The 24,302-nt window shown below is 69.9% G+C and carries 22 protein-coding genes; 12 read left to right on the top strand and 10 right to left on the bottom strand.

What is annotated here, in order from left to right; all coding sequences use genetic code 11:
• Positions 1-8: 8 nt before the first annotated feature.
• Both KME78_RS35225 and KME78_RS35220 read right to left on the bottom strand, forming a co-directional pair.
• The gene (locus KME78_RS35225) at positions 9-1,196 is read right to left on the bottom strand and encodes a cytochrome P450 (RefSeq protein WP_219533761.1); all 1,188 of its coding nucleotides are present in this window, start codon (positions 1,194-1,196) and stop codon (positions 9-11) included.
• Between the two features lie 213 nt (positions 1,197-1,409).
• Positions 1,410-3,266, bottom strand: coding sequence for a sensor histidine kinase (locus KME78_RS35220; RefSeq protein WP_219533760.1), 1,857 nt, complete (start codon positions 3,264-3,266; stop codon positions 1,410-1,412).
• A gap of 269 nt (positions 3,267-3,535) precedes the next feature.
• Between KME78_RS35220 and KME78_RS35215 the strand changes: the two genes are divergently transcribed.
• From KME78_RS35215 to KME78_RS35205, 3 genes are all read left to right on the top strand, one after another.
• The gene (locus KME78_RS35215; protein WP_219533759.1) at positions 3,536-5,590 is read left to right on the top strand and encodes a zinc ribbon domain-containing protein; all 2,055 of its coding nucleotides are present in this window, start codon (positions 3,536-3,538) and stop codon (positions 5,588-5,590) included.
• 69 nt (positions 5,591-5,659) lie between these two features.
• Entirely contained in the window at positions 5,660-6,544 is an 885-nt protein-coding gene (locus tag KME78_RS35210; protein WP_219533758.1) for an ABC transporter ATP-binding protein, read from the top strand.
• Positions 6,541-7,275, top strand: coding sequence for an ABC transporter permease (locus KME78_RS35205; protein ID WP_219533757.1), 735 nt, complete (start codon positions 6,541-6,543; stop codon positions 7,273-7,275). Before KME78_RS35210 ends, KME78_RS35205 begins: the two co-directional genes overlap by 4 nt.
• Before the next feature lie 3 nt (positions 7,276-7,278).
• Here KME78_RS35205 and KME78_RS35200 read toward each other — a convergent pair whose 3' ends face one another.
• Positions 7,279-7,935 (bottom strand): response regulator, encoded by a 657-nt coding sequence (locus KME78_RS35200; RefSeq protein WP_219533756.1) that lies wholly within the window; start codon positions 7,933-7,935, stop codon positions 7,279-7,281.
• A gap of 534 nt (positions 7,936-8,469) precedes the next feature.
• On the opposite strand from KME78_RS35200, the gene KME78_RS35195 reads away from it, so the two are divergent.
• Genes KME78_RS35195 through KME78_RS35160 form a run of 8 tightly spaced genes read left to right on the top strand, consistent with a single transcriptional unit; the run spans position 8,470 to position 16,150 of the window.
• A complete protein-coding gene (locus tag KME78_RS35195) occupies positions 8,470-9,315 on the top strand; it encodes a fumarylacetoacetate hydrolase family protein (RefSeq protein WP_219533755.1) in 846 nt (281 codons plus the stop codon).
• Positions 9,312-10,619, top strand: a complete 1,308-nt coding sequence (locus tag KME78_RS35190; protein ID WP_219533754.1) for an L-fuconate dehydratase — start codon at positions 9,312-9,314, stop codon at positions 10,617-10,619. The genes KME78_RS35195 and KME78_RS35190 overlap by 4 nt, the downstream gene beginning before the upstream one ends.
• The gene (locus KME78_RS35185) at positions 10,616-11,350 is read left to right on the top strand and encodes an SDR family NAD(P)-dependent oxidoreductase (protein ID WP_219533753.1); all 735 of its coding nucleotides are present in this window, start codon (positions 10,616-10,618) and stop codon (positions 11,348-11,350) included. Before KME78_RS35190 ends, KME78_RS35185 begins: the two co-directional genes overlap by 4 nt.
• A 55-nt stretch (positions 11,351-11,405) precedes the next feature.
• Entirely contained in the window at positions 11,406-12,437 is a 1,032-nt protein-coding gene (locus KME78_RS35180) for a sugar ABC transporter substrate-binding protein (RefSeq protein ID WP_219533752.1), read from the top strand.
• A 29-nt stretch (positions 12,438-12,466) separates the two neighbouring features.
• Entirely contained in the window at positions 12,467-13,918 is a 1,452-nt protein-coding gene (locus tag KME78_RS35175; RefSeq protein ID WP_308127252.1) for a sugar ABC transporter ATP-binding protein, read from the top strand.
• Complete coding sequence (locus KME78_RS35170; RefSeq protein ID WP_308127251.1) at positions 13,915-14,904, top strand: ABC transporter permease; 990 nt, start codon at positions 13,915-13,917, stop codon at positions 14,902-14,904. The genes KME78_RS35175 and KME78_RS35170 overlap by 4 nt, the downstream gene beginning before the upstream one ends.
• Positions 14,904-15,209 carry an L-rhamnose mutarotase gene (locus KME78_RS35165; protein WP_219533750.1) on the top strand — a complete coding sequence of 102 codons (306 nt, stop codon included), beginning with the start codon at positions 14,904-14,906 and terminating at the stop codon, positions 15,207-15,209. Before KME78_RS35170 ends, KME78_RS35165 begins: the two co-directional genes overlap by 1 nt.
• Positions 15,206-16,150: an aldo/keto reductase gene (locus KME78_RS35160; protein WP_219533749.1), complete on the top strand. Its 945-nt coding sequence runs from the start codon at positions 15,206-15,208 to the stop codon at positions 16,148-16,150. Before KME78_RS35165 ends, KME78_RS35160 begins: the two co-directional genes overlap by 4 nt.
• Positions 16,151-16,212: 62 nt before the next feature.
• Here the strand turns inward: KME78_RS35160 and KME78_RS35155 are convergent, their stop codons facing one another.
• Complete coding sequence (locus KME78_RS35155) at positions 16,213-16,551, bottom strand: GNAT family N-acetyltransferase (RefSeq protein WP_219533748.1); 339 nt, start codon at positions 16,549-16,551, stop codon at positions 16,213-16,215.
• A gap of 434 nt (positions 16,552-16,985) precedes the next feature.
• On the opposite strand from KME78_RS35155, the gene KME78_RS35150 reads away from it, so the two are divergent.
• Complete coding sequence (locus KME78_RS35150) at positions 16,986-18,161, top strand: C45 family autoproteolytic acyltransferase/hydrolase (RefSeq protein WP_219533747.1); 1,176 nt, start codon at positions 16,986-16,988, stop codon at positions 18,159-18,161.
• Positions 18,162-18,200: 39 nt separating this feature from the next.
• Here KME78_RS35150 and KME78_RS35145 read toward each other — a convergent pair whose 3' ends face one another.
• From KME78_RS35145 to KME78_RS35120, 6 genes are all read right to left on the bottom strand, one after another.
• Positions 18,201-19,148 carry a DNA polymerase ligase N-terminal domain-containing protein gene (locus KME78_RS35145; protein WP_219533746.1) on the bottom strand — a complete coding sequence of 316 codons (948 nt, stop codon included), beginning with the start codon at positions 19,146-19,148 and terminating at the stop codon, positions 18,201-18,203.
• Between the two features lie 15 nt (positions 19,149-19,163).
• Positions 19,164-19,838 (bottom strand): FadR/GntR family transcriptional regulator, encoded by a 675-nt coding sequence (locus KME78_RS35140; protein ID WP_219533745.1) that lies wholly within the window; start codon positions 19,836-19,838, stop codon positions 19,164-19,166.
• A gap of 25 nt (positions 19,839-19,863) precedes the next feature.
• On the bottom strand, positions 19,864-20,889 hold the full coding sequence (locus KME78_RS35135; RefSeq protein ID WP_219533744.1) for an MBL fold metallo-hydrolase: 1,026 nt from the start codon (positions 20,887-20,889) through the stop codon (positions 19,864-19,866).
• Between the two features lie 71 nt (positions 20,890-20,960).
• A complete protein-coding gene (locus KME78_RS35130) occupies positions 20,961-22,079 on the bottom strand; it encodes a steroid 3-ketoacyl-CoA thiolase (protein WP_219533743.1) in 1,119 nt (372 codons plus the stop codon).
• A 43-nt stretch (positions 22,080-22,122) separates the two neighbouring features.
• Entirely contained in the window at positions 22,123-23,115 is a 993-nt protein-coding gene (locus tag KME78_RS35125) for a sigma-70 family RNA polymerase sigma factor (protein WP_219533742.1), read from the bottom strand.
• Between the two features lie 183 nt (positions 23,116-23,298).
• Positions 23,299-24,234, bottom strand: coding sequence for an NADP-dependent oxidoreductase (locus KME78_RS35120; RefSeq protein ID WP_219533900.1), 936 nt, complete (start codon positions 24,232-24,234; stop codon positions 23,299-23,301).
• Positions 24,235-24,302: the final 68 nt, after the last annotated feature.

The raw sequence follows: 24,302 nt of genomic DNA, 5'->3' as shown, positions 1-24,302 counted from the left end.
ACTGGTCATCACCCCATGACGACCGGCAGTTCCTTGATGCCGTTGATGAAGTTCGACCGCAACCGGCGCGCCTCACCCGTCTGCCGCAGTCGTGGATACCGCCGGGCCAGCTGCTCGAACAGCACCCGCAGCTCCAGTTTCGCCAGGTGGTTGCCCAGGCAGAAGTGTGCCCCGCCGCCGCCGAACCCGATGTGCGGGTTGGGGTCGCGGCCGATGTCGAACACCTCGGCGTCCGGGAAGACGGAGGTGTCCCGGTTCGCCGACGAGTAGAAGACCACGACCTTGTCGCCCTCGCCGATCTGCTGCCCGCCGAGCACCGTGTCCGCCGTGGCCGTACGCCGGAACAGGTTCACCGGCGACACCCACCGGACGATCTCGTCGGACGCCGTCCCCGCCAGCCCCGGGTCCGCCACGAGCCGCTGCCACTGCTCGGGGTGCTCGAAAAGCGCGAGCATCCCGCCGGAGGCCGCGTTGCGGGTGGTCTCGTTCCCGGCAACCACCAGCAAGAGGACGAACAGGTCGAACTCATCCTCCCCGAGCGTCTCGCCACTCTTCTCGTCGGGCTGGATGAGCTTGGTGACGATGTCGTCGCGCGGGTTCGCCCTGCGCTGGGCGGCCAGTTGGTTGGCGTACGCGTACACCTCCATGGCCGCCGCGCCGCCCTCGTCCGGGGAGGAGGCGTAGTCGGGGTCCTGTGCGCCGATCATGCGGTTCGACCAGTTGAAGATCTTGTCGCGGTCGGTGACCGGGGCGCCGAGCAGCTCGCAGATCACGTAGAGGGGCAGCGGGGCCGCCACCTCGGTGACGAAGTCCGCCTCGCCCGAGCACTTGTCGAGAAGGTCATCGCAGATGTCGCGGATGTGCTGTTCGAGCGCTCCAATGGTGCGCGGCGTGAAGCCCCGGTTGACCAGTGACCGGCGCCGCGTGTGCTCCGGTGGGTCCTGGTTGAGCATCATCAGCCGCTGCAGCGCCCGCTGCTCCTCGGTGACCTCGTTGAAGAGCGCCAGCTTCCTGGAGGAGGAGAACAGGTCCGAGTGCCGGGACACATGTACGACGTCCTCGTACCGGGTGACCGCCCAGAAGTCGGGCTCGTCCTTGTGCCGGTATACGGGGTCGTTCGCGCGCAGCCAGCGGAGCTGCTCGTGTGGTGGGCCGGAGGTCGCGTAGTGGTCCTGGTCAACAAGGTTGATATGCACTCGAAGTCACCTCGGGCCTATGGACTGATCAAGCGCTTGGTTAAGCACCTTATTGAAACGTGTTCTATTACGCCGCGCCGTCTCAGTCAATCGCCTGCCCCGCCATCATCCCGGCCCCACCCCTTTGTCCACTCAGTTCGTGATCATGCTAGCCCGCCCGCCTGCCCCGGTCGTCGCCACCCCGTCCGGTCTCCTCCCGCCGGGTGGGCTCGATCAGCGTCGTACGGTCGACACTGTGTCCTTGTGCGACAGCCGTCCGCTGGTGAAACAGAGCCGGTGCGCCGGCGACGGCGAGTCGGCACTGATCCGGTAGAAGCGGCACTCGTCGGTGCCCCGGGGATCCGCGGGTGCGCCCCTCGGCCGCCCGTCGTCGTCCACCTGGTACGCCGGCAGCCGTGACTTCAGCGACGCCAGGCTCTGGCCGACGCGCAGTTCGCCGTACACGCCGGCGTCCAGGACGGAGCGGTGCGCGGTGTACAGGTCGTAGCCGGAGGTCAGCGGCAGCAGGGCGGCGGCCGCCACGACCGGCATCCAGATCGCGTCGATCACGCTGCGCCGTATCTTGCGGCGGGCCAGGGCGAGCTCCCGCCGGGAGTCGGGCGGCGCGGCCGCGTCCCCCGCAGTGAGCGCTGCGCCTCCTACGGCGAGTGCCGCGCCTTCTGCGGTGAGTGATGCGGCCTCCGCGGTGAGCGCTGCGCCCTCGGGAGCGAGTGCCGCGCCTCCTGCGGTGAGCGCCGCAGCCTCCGCGGTATGCACCGCGCCTTCTGTGGTGGGTGATGCGGCCTCCGCGCCGTGCACCGCGCCCCCTGCGGTGAGCGGCAGCCGGGCGGTGACGGCGAAGCCGCCGTCGGCGGGTCCCGCCCGCAGCGTGCCTCCGGCCAGCCGGACGCGCTCGTCCAGGCTGACCAGCCCATAGCCGCCGGATCCCGCCTGGGGCAGCCCTCGGCCGGCCCGTTGCTCCGGCTGGACCGCCGCTTCGGGCAGACCCCGGTCGAGCCGTTGCCCCGGCCGGACCCCCATCCCGGGCAATGTCTCGGGCAGTGGTCCGGCCGGGGGTGCCGTGTTGACCACGCTGATCACCGCCTCCCCGGCCGCCGGATCCGCGTCCAGTCGTACGGTGACCGCGGCGCCCGGCGCGTGCTTGGCGGCGTTGGTGAGGGCCTCCTGTACCACCCTGTAGGCCGCCCGGTCGGCCATCGGCGTCAGCGAACCCAGCCCATCGTCCAGCCGGACCGCCATCCCCGCCGCAGCCGCCCGGTTGACCAGCGCGGCGACGGTGTCGCCCGAGGGCAGCACGGGCGCGGTCTCGCCGTCCTCGCGCAGCACCCCGATGATCTCGCGTAGCCGCTCGGTGGCCAACGCGGCGGACGCGCGCAGCTCGGCGGCCGCCTTGCGGGCGGGCTCGTCCAGCCCCGGATGCACCTGAAGCGCGGCGGCGCTCAGCGCGACCAGGCTCAGGTCATGCCCCAGCGAGTCGTGCATGTCGCCGGCGATCCGGGAGCGCTCCACCAGCCGCATCCGCTCGCCGATCAGGTCCCGCTCCCGCTCCAGCCGTTCGGCGAGCTCCCACCCGGTGCGTACGAGCTCGTCGTGCTGACGGGCGTACCGTCCGGCCAGCCAGGGCAGCAGGATGATCGCCACCGCGTTCGTGACCAGCGACAGCCAGTTCGACAGCGTGACGCCGGGAACGAGATAGACCGCCGCCAACCCCGCCAGGCAGACCCCGGCGAAGAACAGCAGCCCGGGACGCATGCTGGCGGTCCGCCGCCCCAGCAGGAACGCCAGCAGCAACTGGGTGATCATGAAGCTGTCCGTGTACAGCTCCGGCGTCACCGCCAGCGCCAGCGCCGCGGGCACGCCCGCCGCCACCACCGGCCACCGCCGCCCCACGGCCACGGCCAGCGCCAGAAGCGGCACGGCGGCGATCCGCACCCAGGACAGCGGGAGGCCGGGCGGCTGCCCCACCTCGGGCGACTCGTTCGCCAGGAACATCGGCACGGTGATCGCCGCCCACAACAGCAGATCGCCGTCCCGGAATGCCTTCGCGACCATGTCCCGGAGCCGATTCATGGCGATGAGGGTATGAACCGTTCTTGATATTCGCTATGAAAACCTAGGATTCTGCTCTGGGCTCGTAGTCCGTGCTGTGCCGGTGGAACCTGATCCGCGGGATGGATCAGTATCCGGTGGACGTGTATCGCTCACGTGTTCTACCCAACGACGTAAACTCTTGGTATCTTTACGATCACACATCGTTGCGGCGGGGGTGAGCGGGGTGCAGGTCGTGAGGTACACGCGTCGAGGCCGCCTGCTTACCCATGACCTGTTGGGGGCGGTGGGTGAGTAGGGTCACCGCGACCGCCTCTTGCACCGCCCACGCCGCCATGGTGGAGGCGACTGGTGAGGTCGTTTCGCAGGTGCTGTTGGTGCGGCGGGTGGCCTGGCTGGCCGCTCTGGCAGGCGATGTGAGCGCCCGTCTGGTGGCGGTCCGGTGGACTGCGGCTGATCTGGACGTTTTGGCCGGCGGGGTGGGGTTGGACGGGCGGGTGTTGCCGTCGAAGGGCTGGATGGCGCTGCGTCGGCTCGGCTGGAATGTGGGCCCGCGCTCAGGCGTGCATGTGTGTGATCGGGTGCTGCGGTGCGCGCAGGAGCAGGCCGCTCGCCTGTTGCGGCTGGCATTGCACCGGCGCCGTCTGGTGGCGGCGATCGTGGCGACCTGGCCGCACAAGCCGGGTGTGCGTACCGGCGCCGAGTGGGAGGCGTTGCGCGCGCTGCTGCCGGACGGGGTGACGGCGGCGGAGGTCCGTAACCGGTCCCGGCAGATCGCCGCGTATCGCGACCAGCATGACGCGTTTCCGGCCCATCTGACCGAACTGGAGGAGCCGCCGAACGTCGCGGCGCAGATCGTCCTGGCTGCCGCGGACCGGCAACTGCTCACCCTGCAGCGTACCGGCGACGACGGCGCCCGGCTGCGGGTGCGGCTTCCTCTGGTCGAGTGGCCCGCGTCCGCCAGGGACTGGGCGTGGCATGTGCTGCCGGTCGCGTTGCCGCCGACCGTGCCGCCGCAGGCGAGATTGTGCGCCCCCACGTTGCGGGTGGCCAAGGGACGGGTGCGCGTCGATCTGCCGTTCCAGATCCCGGTCGGCTTCGCGCCCGCTACCGGTCATGTGATCGGGTGCGGCTTCGACTGGGGCCTCAACACGCTGCTGACCGGCGTGGCCGGGCGTCTGGCCGATGGCCGGGTGGTCTGCGATGGGCGGCCGCTGGTCTACGACGCGAGCGGTGTGTCGGCCAAGCTGCACCGACTGCGGGCCGAGCGTGAACACCTGACCGCCAAGATCAAGCACCAGCAACGGCTCCTGGCCAGGATCACCGTCGCCGATCCCCGCCACGCCACGTTGAGCTCGGCCTGCCAGGCTCTCGGGGTCGAACACGAGCGGCTGTGCGCACGCATCCGCAACCTGAACAAGGCACTGGCCTGGTCAGCCGCCCGCTGGGCGGTCGACCAGGCCGTCGCCGCGGGGGCGACGGTGCTCTACCTGGAGGACCTTGCCACCCTGGAGGCGCGCGGACGCCGAGGCAGGGCGAACTCGTGGCTGTCGGGGCAGGTGCGCGGGCGGATCATCGAGGCGATCCGGCACCTGGCCGCCAAGCACGCCATCGCGGTGGTCACCGTCCCGGCCCGCGGCACCTCCCGGTACTGCCCCCGCTGCGGGACCGGTACGTCCGTGCTGCGGCATTGCCCGGCTCCGAACCGGCTCGCGGAGCGGGGCTGGCGGTGGGCCTATTGCCCGGCCTGCGGCCTGTCGTGTGACCGGGACTGGGCAGCGGCCGAGCGGATCCTCGCACGCGGCCTGCTTGGCCAGCACGCCACCCGCACCCACCGTTCCACCGGGGCGCGCACCATCGCCACCATCGTGGAGGGCAACGTCGCCCGCGCCCGCCGAACGCGCAAACCCACCCGGGCGGCCCGCCGCGCCCGCCGCACCCGAACCGACCTGCACCCCCGACCGGCAGCACGCGACAGAGCCAAGAACCGCCCCACCCCGAAACGACCTACCCGCACCCCAGCAGCCAACTCACGAAACAACCCGATGACCTCCAGCCGTGTGCCCGACCGGCGCACGGTGCCCGCCCCACCGCCCGCCAGCGGTGGACAGCGTCCGGCGGGCCATGCACCCAAGCCGGGACGGCACCAGCCGCACCGGACAGGGCATGTCAGGAATTCCCATCACCGGACCGGCTTCCACCACGCCAAAGCCACCCCCGTGCTCACGTTCATCGAGCACGGGAGCGGCCCAGGCCCAGGCCACGCCTGTCTGAGTTGCCTGATTCCTTCAAGGAACTACAGAGAATTCAAGACGCTATGCGGTGCCGCGCGCCACGACACCTGACGAAAGTCAGGGGTGCCCGCTGCCGATCGTTCATGACCGCGGCCACCCCCGGATTCCTACGGTCGAGTGATGATCACCCTGAACGGACTGACCAAACGCTACGGCGACAAGACCGCCGTCGACGACCTCACCCTGGAGCTCACCCCCGGCACGGTCACCGGTTTTCTCGGCCCCAACGGCGCCGGGAAGTCCACCACGATGCGCATGATCATGGGCCTGGATTCCCCCACCTCAGGCACCGCCCTGATCGGCGGCCGCCGCTACGCGGAGCTCGACCGTCCGCTGCGTACGATCGGAGCCCTGCTGGACGCCAAGGCCGTCCACCCCGCCCGCAGCGGCCGGGACCATCTGCGTGCCATGGCCGCGAGCCAGCGCCTGCCTCTCTCCAGGGTCGAGAAGGTCCTCTCCCTCACCGGGATGGCCGACGCGGCCCGCCGCCGTGCCGGGACGTACTCGCTGGGCATGAGCCAGCGGCTCGGCATCGCGGGCGCGCTGCTCGGCGATCCGCAGGTCCTGATGCTGGACGAACCCGTCAACGGCCTCGACCCCGACGGGGTTCGATGGATCCGTACCCTGCTCAGATCGCTCGCGGGCGAGGGCCGCACGGTCTTCGTCTCCTCCCATCTGATGAGCGAGATGGAGCGCACCGCCGACCGGCTGATCGTCCTCGGCAAGGGCCGGCTGATCGCCGACGAGCCGATGGAGCGCCTGGTCGCGGGCTCGGAGGTGCGGGTTCGCGGACCGCGGCTGCAACCGCTGGCCGACGTCCTGCCCGCCGCGCGCTGGACCGGCCCGGACGAGCTGACCGTCGCCGGTCAGACCACCGAGCAGATCGGCCGTCAGGCGTACGAGCTGGGGCTGCCGCTCTACGAGCTGCGGCCCGTGGAGTCCTCGCTGGAGGAGTCGTACATGCGGCTGACCGCCGACAGCACCGAGTTCGGAGCCCGGGCATGACGCCCGCGGCCGCCGCCGAGTGGCTGAAACTCCGCTCCATCCGGTCCACCTGGTGGTTCGCCGGTGGCGCCCTGCTGACGATGCTGCTGGTGGCGGTGCTGGAGGCGGAGGACACGGCGGGCTTCCTGCGCAGGCATGGCCAACCGGTCGAGCCGGTGTCGTCGGTCCTCGTAGGCGTGGAATGGGTGCAGCTCATCTTCGGGGCGTTCGGCATGCTGGCGGTGACCGGCGAGTACGCCACCCGCAGCATCGTGGTGACGCTGGCCTGCACGCCGTCCCGGACCCGGCTGCTGCTGGCCAAGACGGCCGTGGTGGGCGCCGCGGTGCTCGCGGCCGGCGGGCTCGTCGCCGCGCTCGGCGTGGCGGCCAGCGCGCCGCTGCTGCGGAAATACTGGGAGTTCGACCTCGGGCAGGTGGCCGGGCGGATCCTGGTCATCGCGGCGTACATGACGCTCGTCGCCGTGCTGGCCCTCGGACTCGGCACGCTGATCCGCAGGTCGGCCGGGACCCTCAGCGTGGTGTTCGTGCTGCTGTACGTGCTCCCGACCGCGTTGCAGGGGCTTGCCTCGTCGCTGAACGCGGAGTTCCTCAACACGGTCGCGGACTTCACCCCCAGCCCCGCCGGGGAACGCTTCATGGCCGGCGAGCCGGCCTTCGGCCTCGTGCTCATGGCGTGGGCCGTCGCGGCGGTCGCCGCCGGAGTGTGGGTGATGCGCGGGCGCGACGCCTGAGCGTCAATCGGGCGGGACCAGCCCGGCCTCGTACGCCAGCACGGCCGCCTGGACGCGGTTCTTCATGCCGAGGCGGCCCAGAATGGCGCTCACGTAGGCCTTGACCGTCCCCTCCACCAGGAACAGCCGTTCGCCGATCTCCGCGTTGGACAGCCCGGCGCCGACCAGCGCCAGCACCTCCCGCTCGCGCGGCGTGAGCACCGTGATCCGCTCCTTGGCCGCCGACTGCCGGCTCATCCGGCCGCCGCTCACCTGCCGGATCACCCGATGGGCGATCTGCGGCGACAGGAACGCGGCGCCGCCGTGCGCGGCCCGTATCGCCGCCATCAGCTCGTACGGATCCCCTGACTTGAGCAGGAACCCGCTCGCGCCGCCGTCCAGCGCCTTGGTGATGTACTCGTCTTCGGAGAACGTGGTCAGCATCACCACCGCGACGTCAGGGACCGCGCGGCGCAGCTCCGCCGCCGCGCCCAGGCCGTCCAGCAGCGGCATCCGGATGTCGAGCAGGGCCACGTCCGGCCGGTGGGTGCGGGCGAGTTCGAGCGCCTCACGCCCGTTGACCGCCTCCGCCACTATCTCGATGTCCGGGGCGGCGGCGAGGACGGCTCGCACGCCCGCCCGGACCAGAGCCTCGTCGTCGGCGAGCAGCACCTTGATCACTCCTGCGACGCTACTGCCTCGTCGCGCCGCACGGCCAAAGAGCCGATCCCTTCGTCGTGGGCTCCTCGCTCCGTCGGGTCCGTCAGCCGGCTGTCGGTGGGTCAGGGCGGGGCTTGTCGTAAACGATTCCAGCTCTTGGGGCAGGTCAGCAGATTCATCGGGTGTTTGGGGCTCTTTCGGGGAGATTTACCCGTTAAGCGAGGCATGTGGTGGAGGCGGATGGGGAAGGCTGCGGGGTGGATGTCCTCGGCTCCGCCTAGCGATTCGCGCTAGACATCCGAGGATCTATCCGTGGTGCAGGGGAGAGGAGTCCGGCATGTGGACGGCATGCCATCCGATGTATGCGACTAGGATGACAGAAATCTGCACGGAATGTCAGCTGTCTGACCGGCATTGCAACCGTTTGTAGTGCGGCTTCGCCGTTAGACCGATTTCACGGATCCGATGTATCCGCGCGCGAAGGCTTGACAGGCCCCACCGAGGCCGACCAGCATCGGGGCTAGATACATCGGATGTATAACCTAAGGATGCGGTGTGAAGCTGCTGCGAGTAGGACCTGTCGGCCAGGAGCGCCCGGTGGTGATGGATGGCGCCGGTAACCTGCGCGACATCGGAGAGCCCGAGATCGATGGGGCTTTCCTCGCTTCCGGGGGAGTGGCGCGCGTCCGCGACGCGCTCGAACGCGATGAGCTGCCCGTCGTCGCGGCTGAAGGGCTGCGGGTCGGCGCCCCTGTCGCGCGGCCAGGCAAGATCGTCTGTATTGGCCTGAACTACAGCGACCACGCGGCCGAGTCCGGCGCGGAGGTTCCGGCGGAGCCGGTGGTCTTCATGAAGGCCACCAACACCATGATCGGCCCGTACGACGAGGTGCTGGTGCCGCGCAACAGCCTGAAGACCGACTGGGAGGTGGAGCTGGCCGTCATCATCGGTAAGCGGGCCCGCTACCTGGGCAGCCGGGAGGAGGCGCGCGAGGTCATCGCGGGGTACGCGGTGGTCAACGATGTCTCCGAGCGGGAGTTCCAGCTGGAGCGGGGTGGCCAGTGGGACAAGGGCAAGTCGTGCGAGACGTTCAATCCGCTCGGCCCGTGGCTGGTGACCGCCGACGAGGTGCCCGACCCCCAGAACCTGGCCATGCGGCTGTCGGTGAACGGTGAGGTGCGCCAGGACGGCGTCACGAAGAACATGATCTTCGACGTGGCGGAGATCGTCCGGTATCTGAGCCAGTTCATGGTGCTCGATCCGGGTGACGTGATCAACACCGGCACTCCGGCCGGCGTGGCCATGGGGATGCCCGGTCAGCCGTACCTGCGGGCGGGTGACGTGATGGAGCTGGAGATCGAGGGGCTCGGCCGTCAGCGCCAGACGGTGGGCCAGGCATGACGACTCCTCAGGAACAAAAAAGCTACCGGATCGTGGAGCTGGAGACGCACGACATCCGCTTCCCCACGTCCCGCGAGCTGGACGGCTCCGACGCCATGAACCCCGACCCCGACTACTCCGCCGCCTACGTGGTCCTCAAGACCGACGACGGCTACGCGGGGCACGGGTTCGCGTTCACCATCGGGCGCGGCAACGACGTGCAGACCGCGGCGATCAGCGCCCTCGAGTCGTACGTGATCGGCCGGGACGTCGAGGACCTGGGCGCCCTCTACAAGGAGATGGTCTACGACTCGCAGCTGCGCTGGCTGGGCCCCGAGAAGGGCGTCATGCACATGGCGATCTCCGCCGTGGTCAACGCGCTGTGGGACCTGAAGGCGAAGCGGGCGGGCAAGCCGCTCTGGCTGCTGCTGTCCGAGCTGACGCCCGAGCAGATCGTCGATCTCATCGACTTCCGCTACCTGAGCGACGTCCTGACCCCCGAACAAGCCCTAGAAATCCTGAAAAAGGCTGAAAAGGGGAAGGGGGAGCGGGTCGAACACATCAAGCGTGAGGGCTACCCCGCCTACACCACCTCCCCGGGCTGGCTCGGGTACGACGACGACAAACTGCGCAGGCTGTGCAAGGAGGCGCTCGACGCGGGCTTCGGCCAGATCAAGCTCAAGGTGGGCGCCGACCTCGACGACGACATCCGACGTTTCCGGGTGGCCCGCGAGGTGTGCGGGGCCGACTTCCCGATCGCGATCGACGCCAACCAGCGCTGGGACGTGCCCGCCGCCATCGACTGGGTGAACGCTCTCAAACCGTTCAACCCGCACTGGGTGGAGGAGCCGACCAGCCCCGACGACGTGCTGGGCCACGCCGCCATCGCCGAGGGCATCAAGCCGATCCCGGTGGCCACCGGCGAGCATGTGCAGAACCGGATCGTGTTCAAGCAGCTCCTGCAGGCGGGCGCGATCTCGTACGTGCAACTGGATTCGGCTCGGGTCGGCGGTGTTAACGAGAACATCGCGATCCTGCTGCTCGCGGCCAGGTTCGGCATCCCGGTCTGCCCGCACGCCGGCGGCGTCGGGCTGTGCGAGCTGGTGCAGCACCTGTCGATGTTCGACTACGCGGCGGTGAGCGGCACGATGGAGAACCGGGTGATCGAGTACGTCGACCACCTGCACGAGCACTTCGTCGACCCCGTGGTCATCGTGGACGGCCGCTACGCCGCCCCCAGCTCGCCGGGCTTCAGCGCGGCGATGCACCCTGAATCGATCGCCGCCCACACCTTCCCCGACGGCGAAATCTGGAGGGACGCATGAGTCTCAAAGCGATCGTCACCGGCGGCGGTTCCGGCATCGGCCTCGCCACCGCCACGTTACTGGCCGAGCGCGGCATGAAGGTCGCCTGTTTCGACGTGAACCCGCCCGGCGACCCGTTCATCGGCATCAAGGTGGACGTCACGGACGACGCCGGCGTACGCGCGGCCGTGGCCGAGGCGGCCGAACGGCTCGGCGGCATCGACGTGGTGGTCAACAACGCGGGCATCGGGGCGCAGGGCACTGTCGAGGACAACCCGGACAGCGAGTGGCAGAAGGCGTTCGACGTCAACGTCTTCGGCATGGTCCGCGTGACCCGGGCGGCCCTGCCGTACCTCAGGCAGTCGGAGCACGCGGCCGTGGTCAACACGTGCTCGATCGCGGCCACCGCGGGCCTGCCGAACCGGGCGCTCTACAGCGCCACCAAGGGCGCGGTCCTGTCGCTCACGCTGGCGATGGCGGCGGACCACGTACGGGAAGGCATCAGGGTCAACTGCGTCAACCCCGGCACCGCGGACACCCCGTGGGTCGGCAGGCTGCTCGACTCGGCCGACGACCCGGCGGCGGAGCGGAAGGCGCTCAACGCCAGGCAGCCGATGGGCCGCCTGGTCAGCGCTGAGGAGGTGGCCGCGGCGATCGCCTACCTGGCCGGGCCCGAGGCCGGGGCCACGACCGGGACCTCACTCGCGGTCGACGGCGGCATGCAGGGGCTCCGGCTGCGGCCGGTCAACTAAGCATTCGAGGGCCCGTCAGGCAAGGCAAGGCATTCGAGGAAGGTAACCCCCCACCATGAAGCTAGGTCCTTTAGCCGCAGGCGCGGCCCTCCTCGCGGTCATCACCGCGTGCGGTTCCGGAACACAGACGACAGGCGGAGGCGGCGGCGGAGGAGAAGGGAAGATCGGCATCGACCACCCGCGCGCCGACTCCGACTTCTGGAACTCCTACATCAAGTACGTCCCGCAGATGGCGAGCGAGCTCAAGGTCGACCTGATGCCCGCCACCAACTCGCAGAACGACGTGACCAAGCTGGTCAACAACGTTCAGGCGCTGATCGGCCAGGGGGCCAAGGCGATCGTCATGGCCCCCCAGGACACCGGCGCGATCGCCACGACCCTCCAGACGCTGGCGAACAAGAAGATCCCCGTCGTGACCGTCGACACCAGGCCGGACAAGGGTCAGGTCTACATGGTCGTCCGCGCGGACAACCGGGCGTACGGGACGAAGGCCTGCGAGTTCCTCGGCGAGAAGCTCGGCGGGAAGGGCAAGGTCGTCCAGCTGATGGGCTCACTGAGCTCGATCAACGGGCGCGACCGGGCCGAGGCGTTCCGCGAGTGCATGAAGACGAAGTTCCCCAGGATCACGGTCTTCGAGGAGCCGACCGAGTGGGAGGGCAGCAAGGCAGCGTCCATGCTGCAGACCAGGCTGGAGCAGAACCCTGATATCAAGGGCATCTATATGCATGCCGGTGGCGTGCACCTGGCCCCGACGCTGCAGGTGCTGAAGCAGAAGGGTCTGCTCGTCCCGCCGACCGACGCGAAGCACGTGTTCGTGGTGTCGAACGACGGCATCCCGCAGGAGTTCGAGGCGATCCGCAAGGGCGACATCGACGCCACGGTGTCACAGCCCGCCGACCTGTACGCGAAGTACGCCCTCTACTACGCGAAAGCGGCGATCGACGGCAAGACCTTCAAGCCGGGTCCGACCGACCACGACAGCACGATCATCCAGCTGCCGAACGGCCTGGAGGACCAGCTTCCCGCCCCCCTCGTCACGAAGGACAATGTGGACGACAAGAGCCTCTGGGGCAACCAGGTCAAATAATGAAAAATCACGTTGAAGCCCGAAATGTCGTGAAGCGCTTCGGCCCGACCGTCGCGCTGAACGGCGCGGGCATCACGATCGCCGAAGGGGAGACCCACGCGCTCGTCGGCCGGAACGGCGCCGGAAAGTCCACCCTGGTGTCGATCCTCACCGGGCTCCAGCGGCCGGACGAGGGCGAGGTGCTGTTCTCGGGAGAGGCGGCGCCCGCCCTCGCCGATCGTGACGCCTGGCGGCAGCGGGTCGCCTGTGTGTACCAGAAGTCGACGATCATCCCGGCGCTGACCGTCGCCGAGAACCTGTTCCTCAACCGCCAGACCGCCAACGGGCTGATCAACTGGCGGACACTCCGGGCGAAGGCCCGTGACCTGCTCAGCACGTACGAGGTGGACGTGGACGCGGAGGCGCTCGCGGGTGACCTCAACGTCGAGCAGCGCCAGCTCGTGGAGATCGCCCGCGCGCTGTCGTTCGGCGCGCGGTTCATCATCCTCGACGAACCGACCGCCCGGCTCGACGGCCCGGCCATCGAGCGGTTGTTCGCCCGCATGCGTGCGCTGCGCGAGCAGGGCGTGACGATGATGTACATCTCCCACCACCTCGACGAGGTGTACGAGATCTGCCAGAGCGTCACGGTCTTCCGCGACGCCCGGCGGGTCATGACCAGACCGGTCGCCGAACTGCCGCACGACGAACTGGTCGCGGCGATGACGGGCGAGGCCACGGCGGCGTACGAGGCCAGGACCCGCGGCGCGGCCAACGGCACCGTGGTCCTGTCGGCCGAGAGCCTGTCGCTGGCCGGCCGCTTCCAGACGGTGGATCTGAGCGTCAGGGCGGGAGAGGTGGTCGGCCTGGCCGGATCCGGCAGCAGTGGCAAGGTCGGCCTGGCCGAGACCCTGGTCGGCCTGCACAGACCGGACTCGGGTACGGTCACGGTCAACGGCACCCGGGTCAGACCGGGCGACGTCCCGGCCGCGCTGGGCGCGGGCCTCGGCTTCGTGCCCGAGGACCGCAACCGCGAGGGTTTCGTCCCGCTGCTGTCGGTCGGGGAGAACGGCACGCTGCCGATCGCCCGCAAGCTCGGCAGGTACGGCGTCGTCTCACCGGCGAGACGCAGGAGCAAGGCCGTACAGCTGATCAAGGAGCTCGACATCAAGACCGAGGGGCCCGACCAGCCCGTCGGCGACCTGTCGGGAGGGAACGCGCAGAAAGTGGTGTTCGCGCGGGCGCTCGTCGACAACCCGGCCGCGCTGGTGGTGATCAACCCGACCGCGGGCGTCGACGTCAAGGCCAAACAGGCCCTGCTCGGCGCCGTGGAGGACGCGGTCGAGCGGGGAGCGGGGGCCGTGCTGGTCTCCGACGAGCTCGACGACCTGCGGATCTGTGACCGGGTGCTGGTGATGTTCCACGGCAGGGTCGTGAAGGACGTGCCGCGTGGGTGGACCGACCATGAGCTCGTGGCCGTGATGGAAGGCATCGAAGAGTGACCACATTGACCGCGCCGCCCCCTCGGGTGCGCCTCGCCAGGTTCCGGGACCTGACGCTGGTGCCGGTGATCCTGATCCTGCTCGTCGTGGGCGCGTTCCTGGACCCGATCTTCCTGTCGGTCGGCAACCTGACGAACGTGCTCCAGCAGCAGGCGTCGATCTCGCTGCTGGTGCTGGCCGAGGCGCTGATCCTGATCGCCGGCAAGTTCGACCTGTCGCTGGAGTCGACGGTCGGCATGGCCCCGGCGATCGCGGTGATGCTGGTGATCCCGGCGTCGGCCGGTGGGTTCGGGCTCGGCCTGCCCGGGCCGTTGGTGATCCCGCTCTGCCTGCTGATCGGGGCGGCGATCGGGGTGTTCAACGGGTTCCTGATCATCAAGTTTCAGCTGTCGGCGTTCATCGTCACGCTGGCCATGCTGATCATCGTGCACGGCCTGCAACTGGGCCCCACCGAGGGCAAGACGCTGTTCGAGCTGCCCGAATCCATTCTCTACCTGGGCAGCGCCACCTGGTTCGGACTGCCCGCGGCGATCTGGATCGCGGCCGTGCTGTTCGCGGCGGGCATCGCCGGGCTCGGCTATTTACGGCTCGGGCGCGCGCTCTACGCGATCGGCGGCAACGCCGACGCGGCGCGGGCGGCGGGTATCCGGGTGGACCGGGTGCTCTGGGGTGTGTTCATCCTCGGTGGCACGCTGGCCGCGCTGGCCGGTGTCCTGGAGACCGGGCGGCTCGGCGCCATCGGCTCCAACCAGGGCGTGGGCTGGATCTTCATGGTGTTCGCCGCGGCCGTCATCGGCGGCGTCAGCATGGACGGCGGCAAGGGCACGATCCTCGGCGCGCTCACCGGCGTGCTGGTGATCGGCCTGGTCCAGAACATCCTCACGCTCAAGGGCGTCTCCGGCTTCTGGCAGCCGGTCGTCTATGGCTGCATCATTTTGATCGCCCTCATCATCAGCCGCATCGCCGGCGGAAAGGCCCAGGACTGATGGAACGGATCGCACTGCGTACCCGGCTCAAACCCGGTAACGAGGAGATATACGACCGGGAGCACGCACAGATCCCCGCCGAACTGGACGCGGTCATGCGGGCGAACGGCGTGCACTCCTGGCGGATCTTCCGCGACGGACTCGACCTGTTCCACTTCGTAGAGGTTGACGACTATGCCGCGCTGCAGGCGGCGCTCAAGGACGATCCCGCCGACCAGGCGTGGCAGGTGCGGATGAACCGGCTGCTCGACGGCGACTTCGACAAGGGCGCCGGAACGCTGCCGCTGGTCTGGGAGATGACGTGACGGCTACTGGTGACCTCGAGTTGCCCCGCCATGGCTTCGGGGCGGCGCCGATCGCCGGCCTCTACCAGGCGGTCAGTGACGACCAGGCACGGGCGACCGTGGACGCCGCCTGGTCTCATGGCGTGCGCTTGTTCGACACGGCCCCGCACTACGGGGTCGGCCTGTCGGAACGCCGTCTCGGCGCCGCGCTCGCCGGCCGCCAGGGCTTCGTGCTGTCGACCAAGGTCGGTCGCCTGCTCGTCCCCTCCGGCGGGGGCGGCCGGGACGCGCAGGGCTTCGACGTACCGGCTGCCTTCGAGCGCGTCTGGGACTTCTCAGGCGACGGCGTACGGAGATCGCTGGAGGAGTCCCTCGAACGCCTCGGCCTGGACCGCGTCGACATCGCCCTGATCCACGACCCGGACAACCACGTCGACCAGGCGCTCACCGAGGCGTACCCCGCCCTGGCCGAACTCCGCTCGCAAGGCGTGATCGGCGCGATCGGCATCGGCATGAACCAGTGGCAGGTGCCGTTGCGGTTCGTCCAGGAGACCGACATCGACGTGGTCATGCTGGCCGGCCGCTACACGCTGCTCGACCAGTCGGGGCTCCCGCTGCTCGACGCCTGCGCCGACCGGGGCGTACGGGTGCTGGCGGCGGGCGTCTTCAACAGCGGCCTGCTCGCCACCTCCACCCCCGCGGGCACCTACGACTACGAGCCCGCCCCCGCCGAGGTGCTCGGCCGCGCCAGACGGATCGCCAAGATCTGCGAGAGGTACGGCGTGGAGCTCCCGCAGGCGGCCATGGCCTTCCCGCTCCGGCATCCGGCGGTCGCGTCCATCGTCATCGGCGCCCGCTCACCGGAGGAGGTCGCGACCAACGCCGCGCTCTGGGATCGCCCGGTCCCCGACAACCTGTGGTCGGAACTGGAGGCCGAGGACCTTCTCCCACGATCGAACTAGCCGGCGCGTCGGCTGAGCCGCCATTGAGGTGGTCGGCTCAGCCGCCGTAGGCGTTCGCCGGCTCAGCCGTCGTAGGCGTAGTTGGCGATCCACAGCCCCGGGATGACCTCCACCTCGTCGAGGCCCGCGAACCCCAGCCGCTCGTACAGCTTCCGCGCCGGAGCGTTGTCCCGGCCGGTCGACACCACGATCCTGCGGCCATCCGCCCGGTTCATGACCTCCTCGACCAGCGCCCGCCCCACCCCTCGCCGATGCGCCCCGGGATCGACCACCAGCCGGTCGATGTCCACCTCATCCACCGTCTCCTCCCACGCGACGGCCCCGACCAGCAGCTCACCCTCGTCGAACGCCCCCAGCCACCGCAACGGCCGCGCCCGCAACTCCTCGAGCGTCTCACTCAACGGAGGAATGCGATCATCGCCGATGATCTTCGCCTCGATCGCGTAAGCAGCATGCTGAACGGCCAGCAACCGAGGCCCCAAGGACTCACCATCAGGCGATATTTCGGAAATCCGCATCCCCTGAGTATCCCTTAACCGATCTCTGCACATGCCGGCCGATGGCGCGTTGGTCGCCATGATCGTGACGCTCTGGCCGCTACCCCCATGACGCGCTGGTCGCAATGATCGTGACGCGTTGGTCGCAGTGATCGTGATGCATTGGTCGCCAGCCCGTAGATGTCCCGCCAGTGCGGCATAGCCTCGGTCCGTGTACGGCGCAAGCGGTTGCCGTCCGCAATCCCCGGTCGATCCCGGATTCTGGGCCAGCCGGTAATGGGGCTGCTGAACCAGGGCAGCCTCTAGGTGCGCAGCGTGTTCGGACGACTGGAGGATTCATGATCGAGTACGGTCAGCCCAACCCGGCGGCAGGCCCGCCGCTCGTCGCCGTCGAAGGGACGCCCCGTCAGATGGGGGCCGAGATCGGCCGCAGGACCAGCGATCTCGTCGAGCGGAGCCTGGCGACGTACCTGCGTAGGTTCCGCGACGACGCGGGGCTCTCGGACGCGGACGTGCTGCGCTGGGGCGCCACCTATCTCCGCGTGGCGCGCGACTACGACCGTACGATCGCGGAGATGCTGGAGGGTCTGGCCGAGGGCGCGGGCAGGCGCGTCGAGCACATCACGGCGCTCAACGCCCGCACCGAGCTGCTCTACGGCACCGGCTACCACGACGAGGGCTGCACCTCGCTGGCGGTGCTGCCGCAGTACACGCGCGACGACCACACCCTGCTCGCGCAGAACTGGGACTGGCACCCCGAACAGGGACCCGTCACGTTCCTGCTGGCGACCCGCGACACCGAGGGCTTCTCGGTGCTCACGCTGGCCGAGGCGGGCATGCTGGCCAAGAGCGGGCTGAACTCCGCGGGCATCGGCGTCTGCGCCAACCTGCTCGTCTCCGACCGGGACACCGGAGGCGAGGGCGTGCCGTACCACTATCTGCTGCGCGGGGTGCTGAACGCGCCGCGGATGAGCACCGCGCTGCGCAGGACGCTGAACGTCACCCGCGTCTCCTCGGGGAACCTGCTCATCGCCGACGCCGGGGGTGAGGCGATCGATCTGGAGGTGGCGCCCGGCGTGTTCGGGCACCTGTTGCCGGAGGACGGCCTGCTGGCGCACTCCAACCACTTCCAGTGCCCGCTCCCGCTGCACGACGAGAAGGTGGCGGCCTCGGCGTTGACGCTGCTGCGGCCGGCGCGGGTCCGTCACCTGCTGGAGGACGCGGCCCGGGTACGTGCGCTGACCGTCGAGGACATCGTGGCCGCGCTGCGCGACCACTTCTCCTTCCCCGACGGGATCTGCCGGCACCGAGACCCGGCCGCCGCGGAGGCCGACCTGTCCACCACCGTGTACTCGATCGTGATGGACCTCGACGAGCGCGTCCTGTCCATCGCGACCGGCCCGCCGTGCGAGCACCGCTACGCGAGCTGGCGCCTGGACGACGTCTTCACGCCGGACGCCCTGCCCGCCCTGCACTTCACGCCCGACGAACCAGTCGGCGCTCGACGGGGGTGAAGTGGGGCGTGAAGCGCGGGTGAAGATCGCCGGCCGGAGCTAGGCGGGGACGAAGATCCAGGACTTCGACTCGCCCGGCTCGTAGGGAGAGTCCAGGCGCTTGGCGACCACGCCGGGCAACCCCTGCTCGCGGGCCGCCTGCCGTACCGGCTTGGCCTGGCCAGGCCACGAGGGGGCGGTCTGCCAGCGGGCGGCCGCCAGCCCGAGCGCTTCGAGGGCCGCGCGGCGGGCCGTGTACGGCAGCGCGACCAGGGAGTGGCCGTCGTCGTAGAGGAGGTCGTAGCAGACCAGGACCTCCGCACCCGCCAGCGTGACGACCTCGCCGTCCAGCACCGCCGCGCGGCTGCCGAACGACGCCGCGAGCGGGCGCAGCCACGGATAGCGCCGCGCCACCTCCGTACGCCCGCCGTCGATCGGCACCAGCACGCGTTCCCCGCCCCAGGCGAACTCGAACGCGTGCCCGTCCGCGTCGCGCGGCAGCCGGGTCCGTTCGACCGGGAGCATCGGGTCGAGCGAGGGCAGGGGGTCGCGGGTGGGCGGGTCCATGCGGTGGATCATCCAGTTCTTGCCGTCCGTCTGGAACAGCACGAACCGCCCCGAGGCTCGCGAGCCCCGCAGCACCACCTTGACCTCGCGGTCGGACCACTTCTCCGTCTCGTACGTGCCGCGGTCCCAGACCGTCATCGTGCCGCCGCCGTACTCGCCCTTGGGGATCTCGCCATGGAAGTCGAGGTACTCCATCGGGTGGTCCTCGGTGTGCACGGCCAGGTGGTTGGTGCTCGGATCGGCGGGCAGCCCCTTGGGGACCGCCCACGAGACGAGCACGCCGTCGCGCTCCAGTCGCAGGTCCCAGTGCAGGGAACGGGCGTGGTGCTCCTGGATCACGAACGCCGCGCCGTCGCCCGGCTCGGGGGCCGCGCCGGGGACGGGCTCGGGGGTACGGCTGGCGTCGCGTTTACTGCGATATTTCTCCAGTTTGTCGGGCACGCACGGTATCTACCCCTAGTCGAGGGCCTTGCGCAGCCAGGATTCGACTCCCGCGATGTGCACCGTGGCCCAGGAGCGGGCCACGTCGGGCTGACGGGTGGCGATGGCCTCGTAGATCGCGGTGTGCTGCTCCCGCGTCTTCTCCATCGCGCCCTCCTGGGTCAGCCCGCGCCAGATCCGCGCCCGGGTCGTCGGCCCGGACAGACTCTCGATGAACGAGCAGAGCACGCTGTTGCCCGAGCCTCGCGCGATCCGATGGTGGAAGTCGAGGTCGTTGGCCACCAGCTCCTCCACCGTTGGCGCGGATGGCAGCGACTCCAGGATCACCCGGAGCTCGTCGACCTCCGCGTCGGTCATCTGCTCGGTCGCCATCGCCGTCGCCGCGGGCTCCAGGATGCGGCGTACCTCGAAGAACTGGATCACCGTGTCGTCACGGTGCAGGTCGAGCACGAAGGACATGGTGTCGAGCAGCAGGCGCGGCTCGAGGCTGGTGACATAGGTGCCGTCGCCCTGCCGTACGTCGAGGACGTTGATCAACGCCAGCGCGCGTACGGCCTCACGGAGCGAGTTACGCGACAGGCCGAGGCGCTCGGCCAGGTCGGCTTCCTTCGGCAGCCGGTCGCCGGGCGTGAGCTCGCCCGAGAGAATCATCTGCTTGATCTTGTCGATGGCCGCGTCGGTGACCGCCACGCTTTTCTCCCTAGACATCGGATGTCTAGGATTCTATGGCCTGGAAGCGCACCGTATCGACTCCGGGGACGCGCCGGATCGCGCCACGCGCCTCCAATGTGCGCAGGTGCGCCGCGGCCTCGCCCGCGGCCATGCCGCGAAGTATGGGGGACAGGTCGTCCCAGGGCCGGTTCCAGGTCATCATCGCGGCGGTCTCCCAGATGGTCAGTGGTTCCGCGCGCTCGGACAGGAGGGCGCCGAGCCGCTGGAGCTTCTCCTCGTGATGGTGGCGGATCTCGGCGGCGCGTGCGGCTACATCTGGAAATATCCACTCATGGGCGGGCAGTGCGTCCAGCGCGCCCAACTCGCCGACGCGGTCCAGGGACTCCAGGAAATCACCCAAAGGATCGACATCATCCCGGTCATAGGGATAAATCCCGACGTGGGGGGTTATGTCGGGGAGGACGTGGTCGCCGGTGAAGAGGCGGTCGGCGTCCTCCAGGTGCAGGCAGATGTGGCCGGGGGTGTGGCCCGGCGTGTGCACGGCCCGCAGCTTGCGGCCCGGCAGGTCCACCAGGTCGCCGTCGCGCAGCTCGCGGTCGGGCAGCGCGGGCGTGTCCGGGCGGCCGGCCGTCGCGACCGCCACGTCGTCCTGCCCGGCGCCCGCCCGCCGGAGCATGTCGGCCTGGAAGTCACGGTGCTCGCCGTCGGCGAAGCTGTGCATGAGCCGGACCAGCGCGGCGTCCGCTTCGTGCATCGCGATCCAGGCGCCGGACTCCGCCCTGACCTGTCCGGCCAGCCCGGCGTGGTCGGGATGGAAGTGGGTGACGACCACGCCTGTGACCGCGGTCACGTCGAGGCCGAGCGTGCGCAGGCCGCCGCTGAGGGCCGCCCAGGCGTCCGGGTGGTTCCAGCCGGCGTCGACCAGCACGGGACCCTTGGGGGAGTCGACGGCGTAGACGAGCGTGTAGCCGAGCGGGTTGCCGGGGATCGGCACGGGCACGCTCCACACCCCGCCGCCGAGGTCCTGCGGGCGCTGCTCGGCGTACGGCCTGCGCCGGGTCGTTTTCATTTAATATCCCCCGTTGAGCGTGCTGATCCTCGGTCGAGTGTGCGGGAAAGAAAAGTGAGATCGGTACCGGATTACGTGATGCGCTCGAGGATCGTGGCCGTGGCCAGCGCGCCGCCCGCGCACATCGTGACCAGCGCGGTCGCCGAGTCGGAGCGCTCCAGCTCGTGCAGCGCCGTCGTGAGCAGCCGTGCTCCCGTCGCGCCGACGGGGTGGCCGAGCGCGATCGCGCCGCCGTTCACGTTGACGCGGTCGAAGTCGGGCTCGTGCACGCTCGCCCACGACAGCACGACCGACGCGAACGCCTCGTTCACCTCGAACCTGTCGATGTCGCCGATCGCCATCCCGGCCGAAGCGAGCACCTTCGCCGTCGCGTCCACCGGTCCGTCGAGGTGGTAGTACGGCTCCGCGCCGACGAGGGCCTGGGCCAGGATCCGCGCCCGGGGCCGCAGGCCGTACCGTGAGGCCGTCTCCTCGTCCATCACCAGCACCGCGGCGGCGCCGTCGGAGATCTGCGACGAGGTGCCCGCGGTGTGCCTGCCGTTCTCGCCCATCACCGGCTTGAGCCTGGCGAGCCCGTCGACGGTGGTCTCGCGTAAGCCCTGGTCCCTGCGTACCTGCCCGACGGGCACGATCTCCCGCTCGAACCGCCCGTCGGCCCACGCCTTGGCGGCCAGTTGCTGCGAGCGCGCCCCGAACCAGTCGAGTCGCTCACGGGTCAGCCCGCGTCGCTCCGCGATCCGCTCGGCCGCGGTGAACTGGTCGGGCAGGTCGATGTTCCAGTCGTCGGGCTTCGGCTTGGCGGGCAGGACGTTGCTGCCGAGCGGCGCCCGGCTCATCACCTCGACCCCGCACCCGATGCCCACGTCGATGACGCCGGCCCTGATCATCGCCGCCGCCAGGTGCACGGCCTGCTGCGACGATCCGCACTGCGCGTCGACCGTGGTCACCCCCGTCTGGTACGGCAGGCCCGCGTACAGCCAGGAGTGCCGCCCCACATGCCCGCCCTGCTCGCCAGCCTGGGTCACGCACCCGGCGAAGGCCTGCTCGACGATCGCCGGGTCGATCCCGGACCGCTCGATCAGGCCGTTGAGCGCGGTGGCCAGCACCTGCTGCGGTTTGAGCTCGGCCAGCCAGCCGCCGCGCTTGCCGATGGGGGTGCGGACGGCCTCGACGATCACCGGTGTGCCCACAGTCGCCTCCAGAACGATGCTCCGGTCGTGACTGTAACGCGTTCTAGTTTCTGGTGGAAGCCCCGCTCAGTGTGCGAGGCAGCCCGAAGGTGTCGAAGAGGCCGAGGTCGAAGAACATCGCGACATGGCTGACCCGCGAACCGGTGAACGTGAGCACCGGCAGCCCGAACGCCTCATAGACGTCGCCGCGCCGGAAATACATCCCGAACGCCGGCTGCCCGTTGGCCTCGATCGGCATCAGCCGCAGATCGCCGGGCTGCTTCGCCGGGCAGTTGGTCACGATGAGCCGGCCGATGTTGTCGGCACCCTGATACCACCCGGTGAACGGCGGCATCTCCCAGACCGCGTCCTTCGTGAACAGCTGCACGATGCCCGCCACGTCGTAATTCTGGAACGCCGCCACATAGCGGTCGAGCTGGGCCCGCTGCTCGGCCGTCAACGGCTCCACCGGGTCGTCGAGGCTCGGCGACACCTCGTCGAGCTGGGCCCGGGCGCGCTGCAGGGTGCTGTTGACGGCGACGGTCGTGGTGTCGAGGACCTCGGCCACCTCCGCGGCCCGCCACTTGAGCACGTCACGCAGGATCAGCACCGCCCGCTGCCGGGGCGGCAGGTGCTGCAGCGCGGCGATGAGCGCGAGCCGGATGCTGTCACGCGAGGTGACGATGGTGGCGGGGTCGCCGGCCCCGGCGCCGACCATCCCGTCGGGTATGGGCTCCAGCCACGGCACCTCGTCCCCCTCGACCAGGGGACCGGTCGCCTCGGACGCCGGCGCGCCGAGCCCGGTCGGCAGCGGCCTCCTGCTCCGGCTGTCGAGCGCCGTCAGGCAGGCCGTCGTGGCGATCCGGTAGAGCCAGGTGCGGAGCGACGAACGCCCCTCGAACCCGTCATAGGCGCGCCACGCGCGCAGGTAGGTCTCCTGGACGAGGTCCTCGGCGTCGTGCACCGACCCCAGCATGCGGTAGCAGTGCGCCAGCAACTCGCGCCGCAGCGGATCGGCCTGCCGGAGGAAGTCCTCGTTTGACGGCCTGTCTGTCATACCCCCTGTATAGCCTCCGCCACCGACAAACCGATGAGTTCCCGGCCGCCACCGAGTCCATACAGGTGTTCCGCTCCGGCCCCGCGGTCGTCCTGCGGGGGCATGGCCGTGGGGCCGGTTCTAGGGTCGCCCTGTCGGGTCCTGATCGTCCTTCCCGTCTACTTGTCGTACCTACAGGACGATCTACTGCCGTACGGACAGGACGATCTTCCCCGTTGTACGGCCGGACTCGCCCAGCTCGTGTGCCTTGGCCGCGTCCGCCAGCGGCAGCACGGCGGCCAGTTCGGGCCGCAGTTTCCCGGCCTTCGCCAGCGCCGCCAGCGCCCTCATCGCGGCGTGGTCGGGCTCGACGAGCATGGCCGCCGACCGGATGCCCCGCTCTGCGGCCTGCGCGTGCAGGTCCGCGTCCAGGAGCGAGAGAGCCAGCGAGACGATCGTGCCGCCCTCGCGCAGGGTGGGCAGCGAGCGCGGGCCGTAGTCGCCGCCCATGGTCTCGATCACCACGTCGACGTCGCGGACGACCTCGGCGAAGTCCTCGTGGCGGTAGTCGACCAGCTCGTCGGCGCCGAGGTCACGGAGCAGGTCGTGCTTGGCGGCGCTGGCCGTGCCGATGACGTACGCGCCGCGTGCCTTGGCGATCTGCACGGCGAAGTGCCCCACACCGCCCGCCGCCGCGTGCACGAGCACCCGCTGGCCCCCCGTCAGCCCGGCGGTGTCCACCAGCGCCTGCCAGGCGGTCAGCGCGGCGAGGGGGATCGCGGCCGCCTGGGTGTGGTCGAGGTTCGCGGGCTTGGGGGCGAAATGGCGGGCCGGGGCGCTCACGTACTCGGCGTAGGCGCCGTTGCCGTACGGATAGCGGAGCATGCCGAAGACCTCGTCACCGGGCTGGTAAATGGTCGTGCCCAGGCCCACCTGCTCGACGACGCCGGAAACGTCCCAGCCGAGCACGAACGGCACCTTCAGATGACCGCCGCCGGCCCGGGTCTTCCAGTCCGCGGGGTTGACCCCGGCCGCGTGCACCCGCACGAGCACCTCGGTCGGCCCCGGCGTGGGCCTGTCCACCTCGACTGTCTTCAGCACTTCCGGTCCGCCCAGGGCGTCCTGGCTGATCGCGCGCATCTTCATGCCCCCAAGGGTGCTGCGCCGGGGTACCGATCTGCGAGTGGCCCAGTGGCCAAGATGTGTAA

Origin of the sequence: Nonomuraea guangzhouensis, assembly GCF_019396345.1 — a bacterium.
In the GTDB taxonomy this organism is placed as follows: Bacteria; Actinomycetota; Actinomycetes; order Streptosporangiales; family Streptosporangiaceae; genus Nonomuraea; species Nonomuraea guangzhouensis.
Note: the sequence above shows the minus strand (reverse complement) of the source record. Positions and strands in the feature narration are given on the sequence as shown.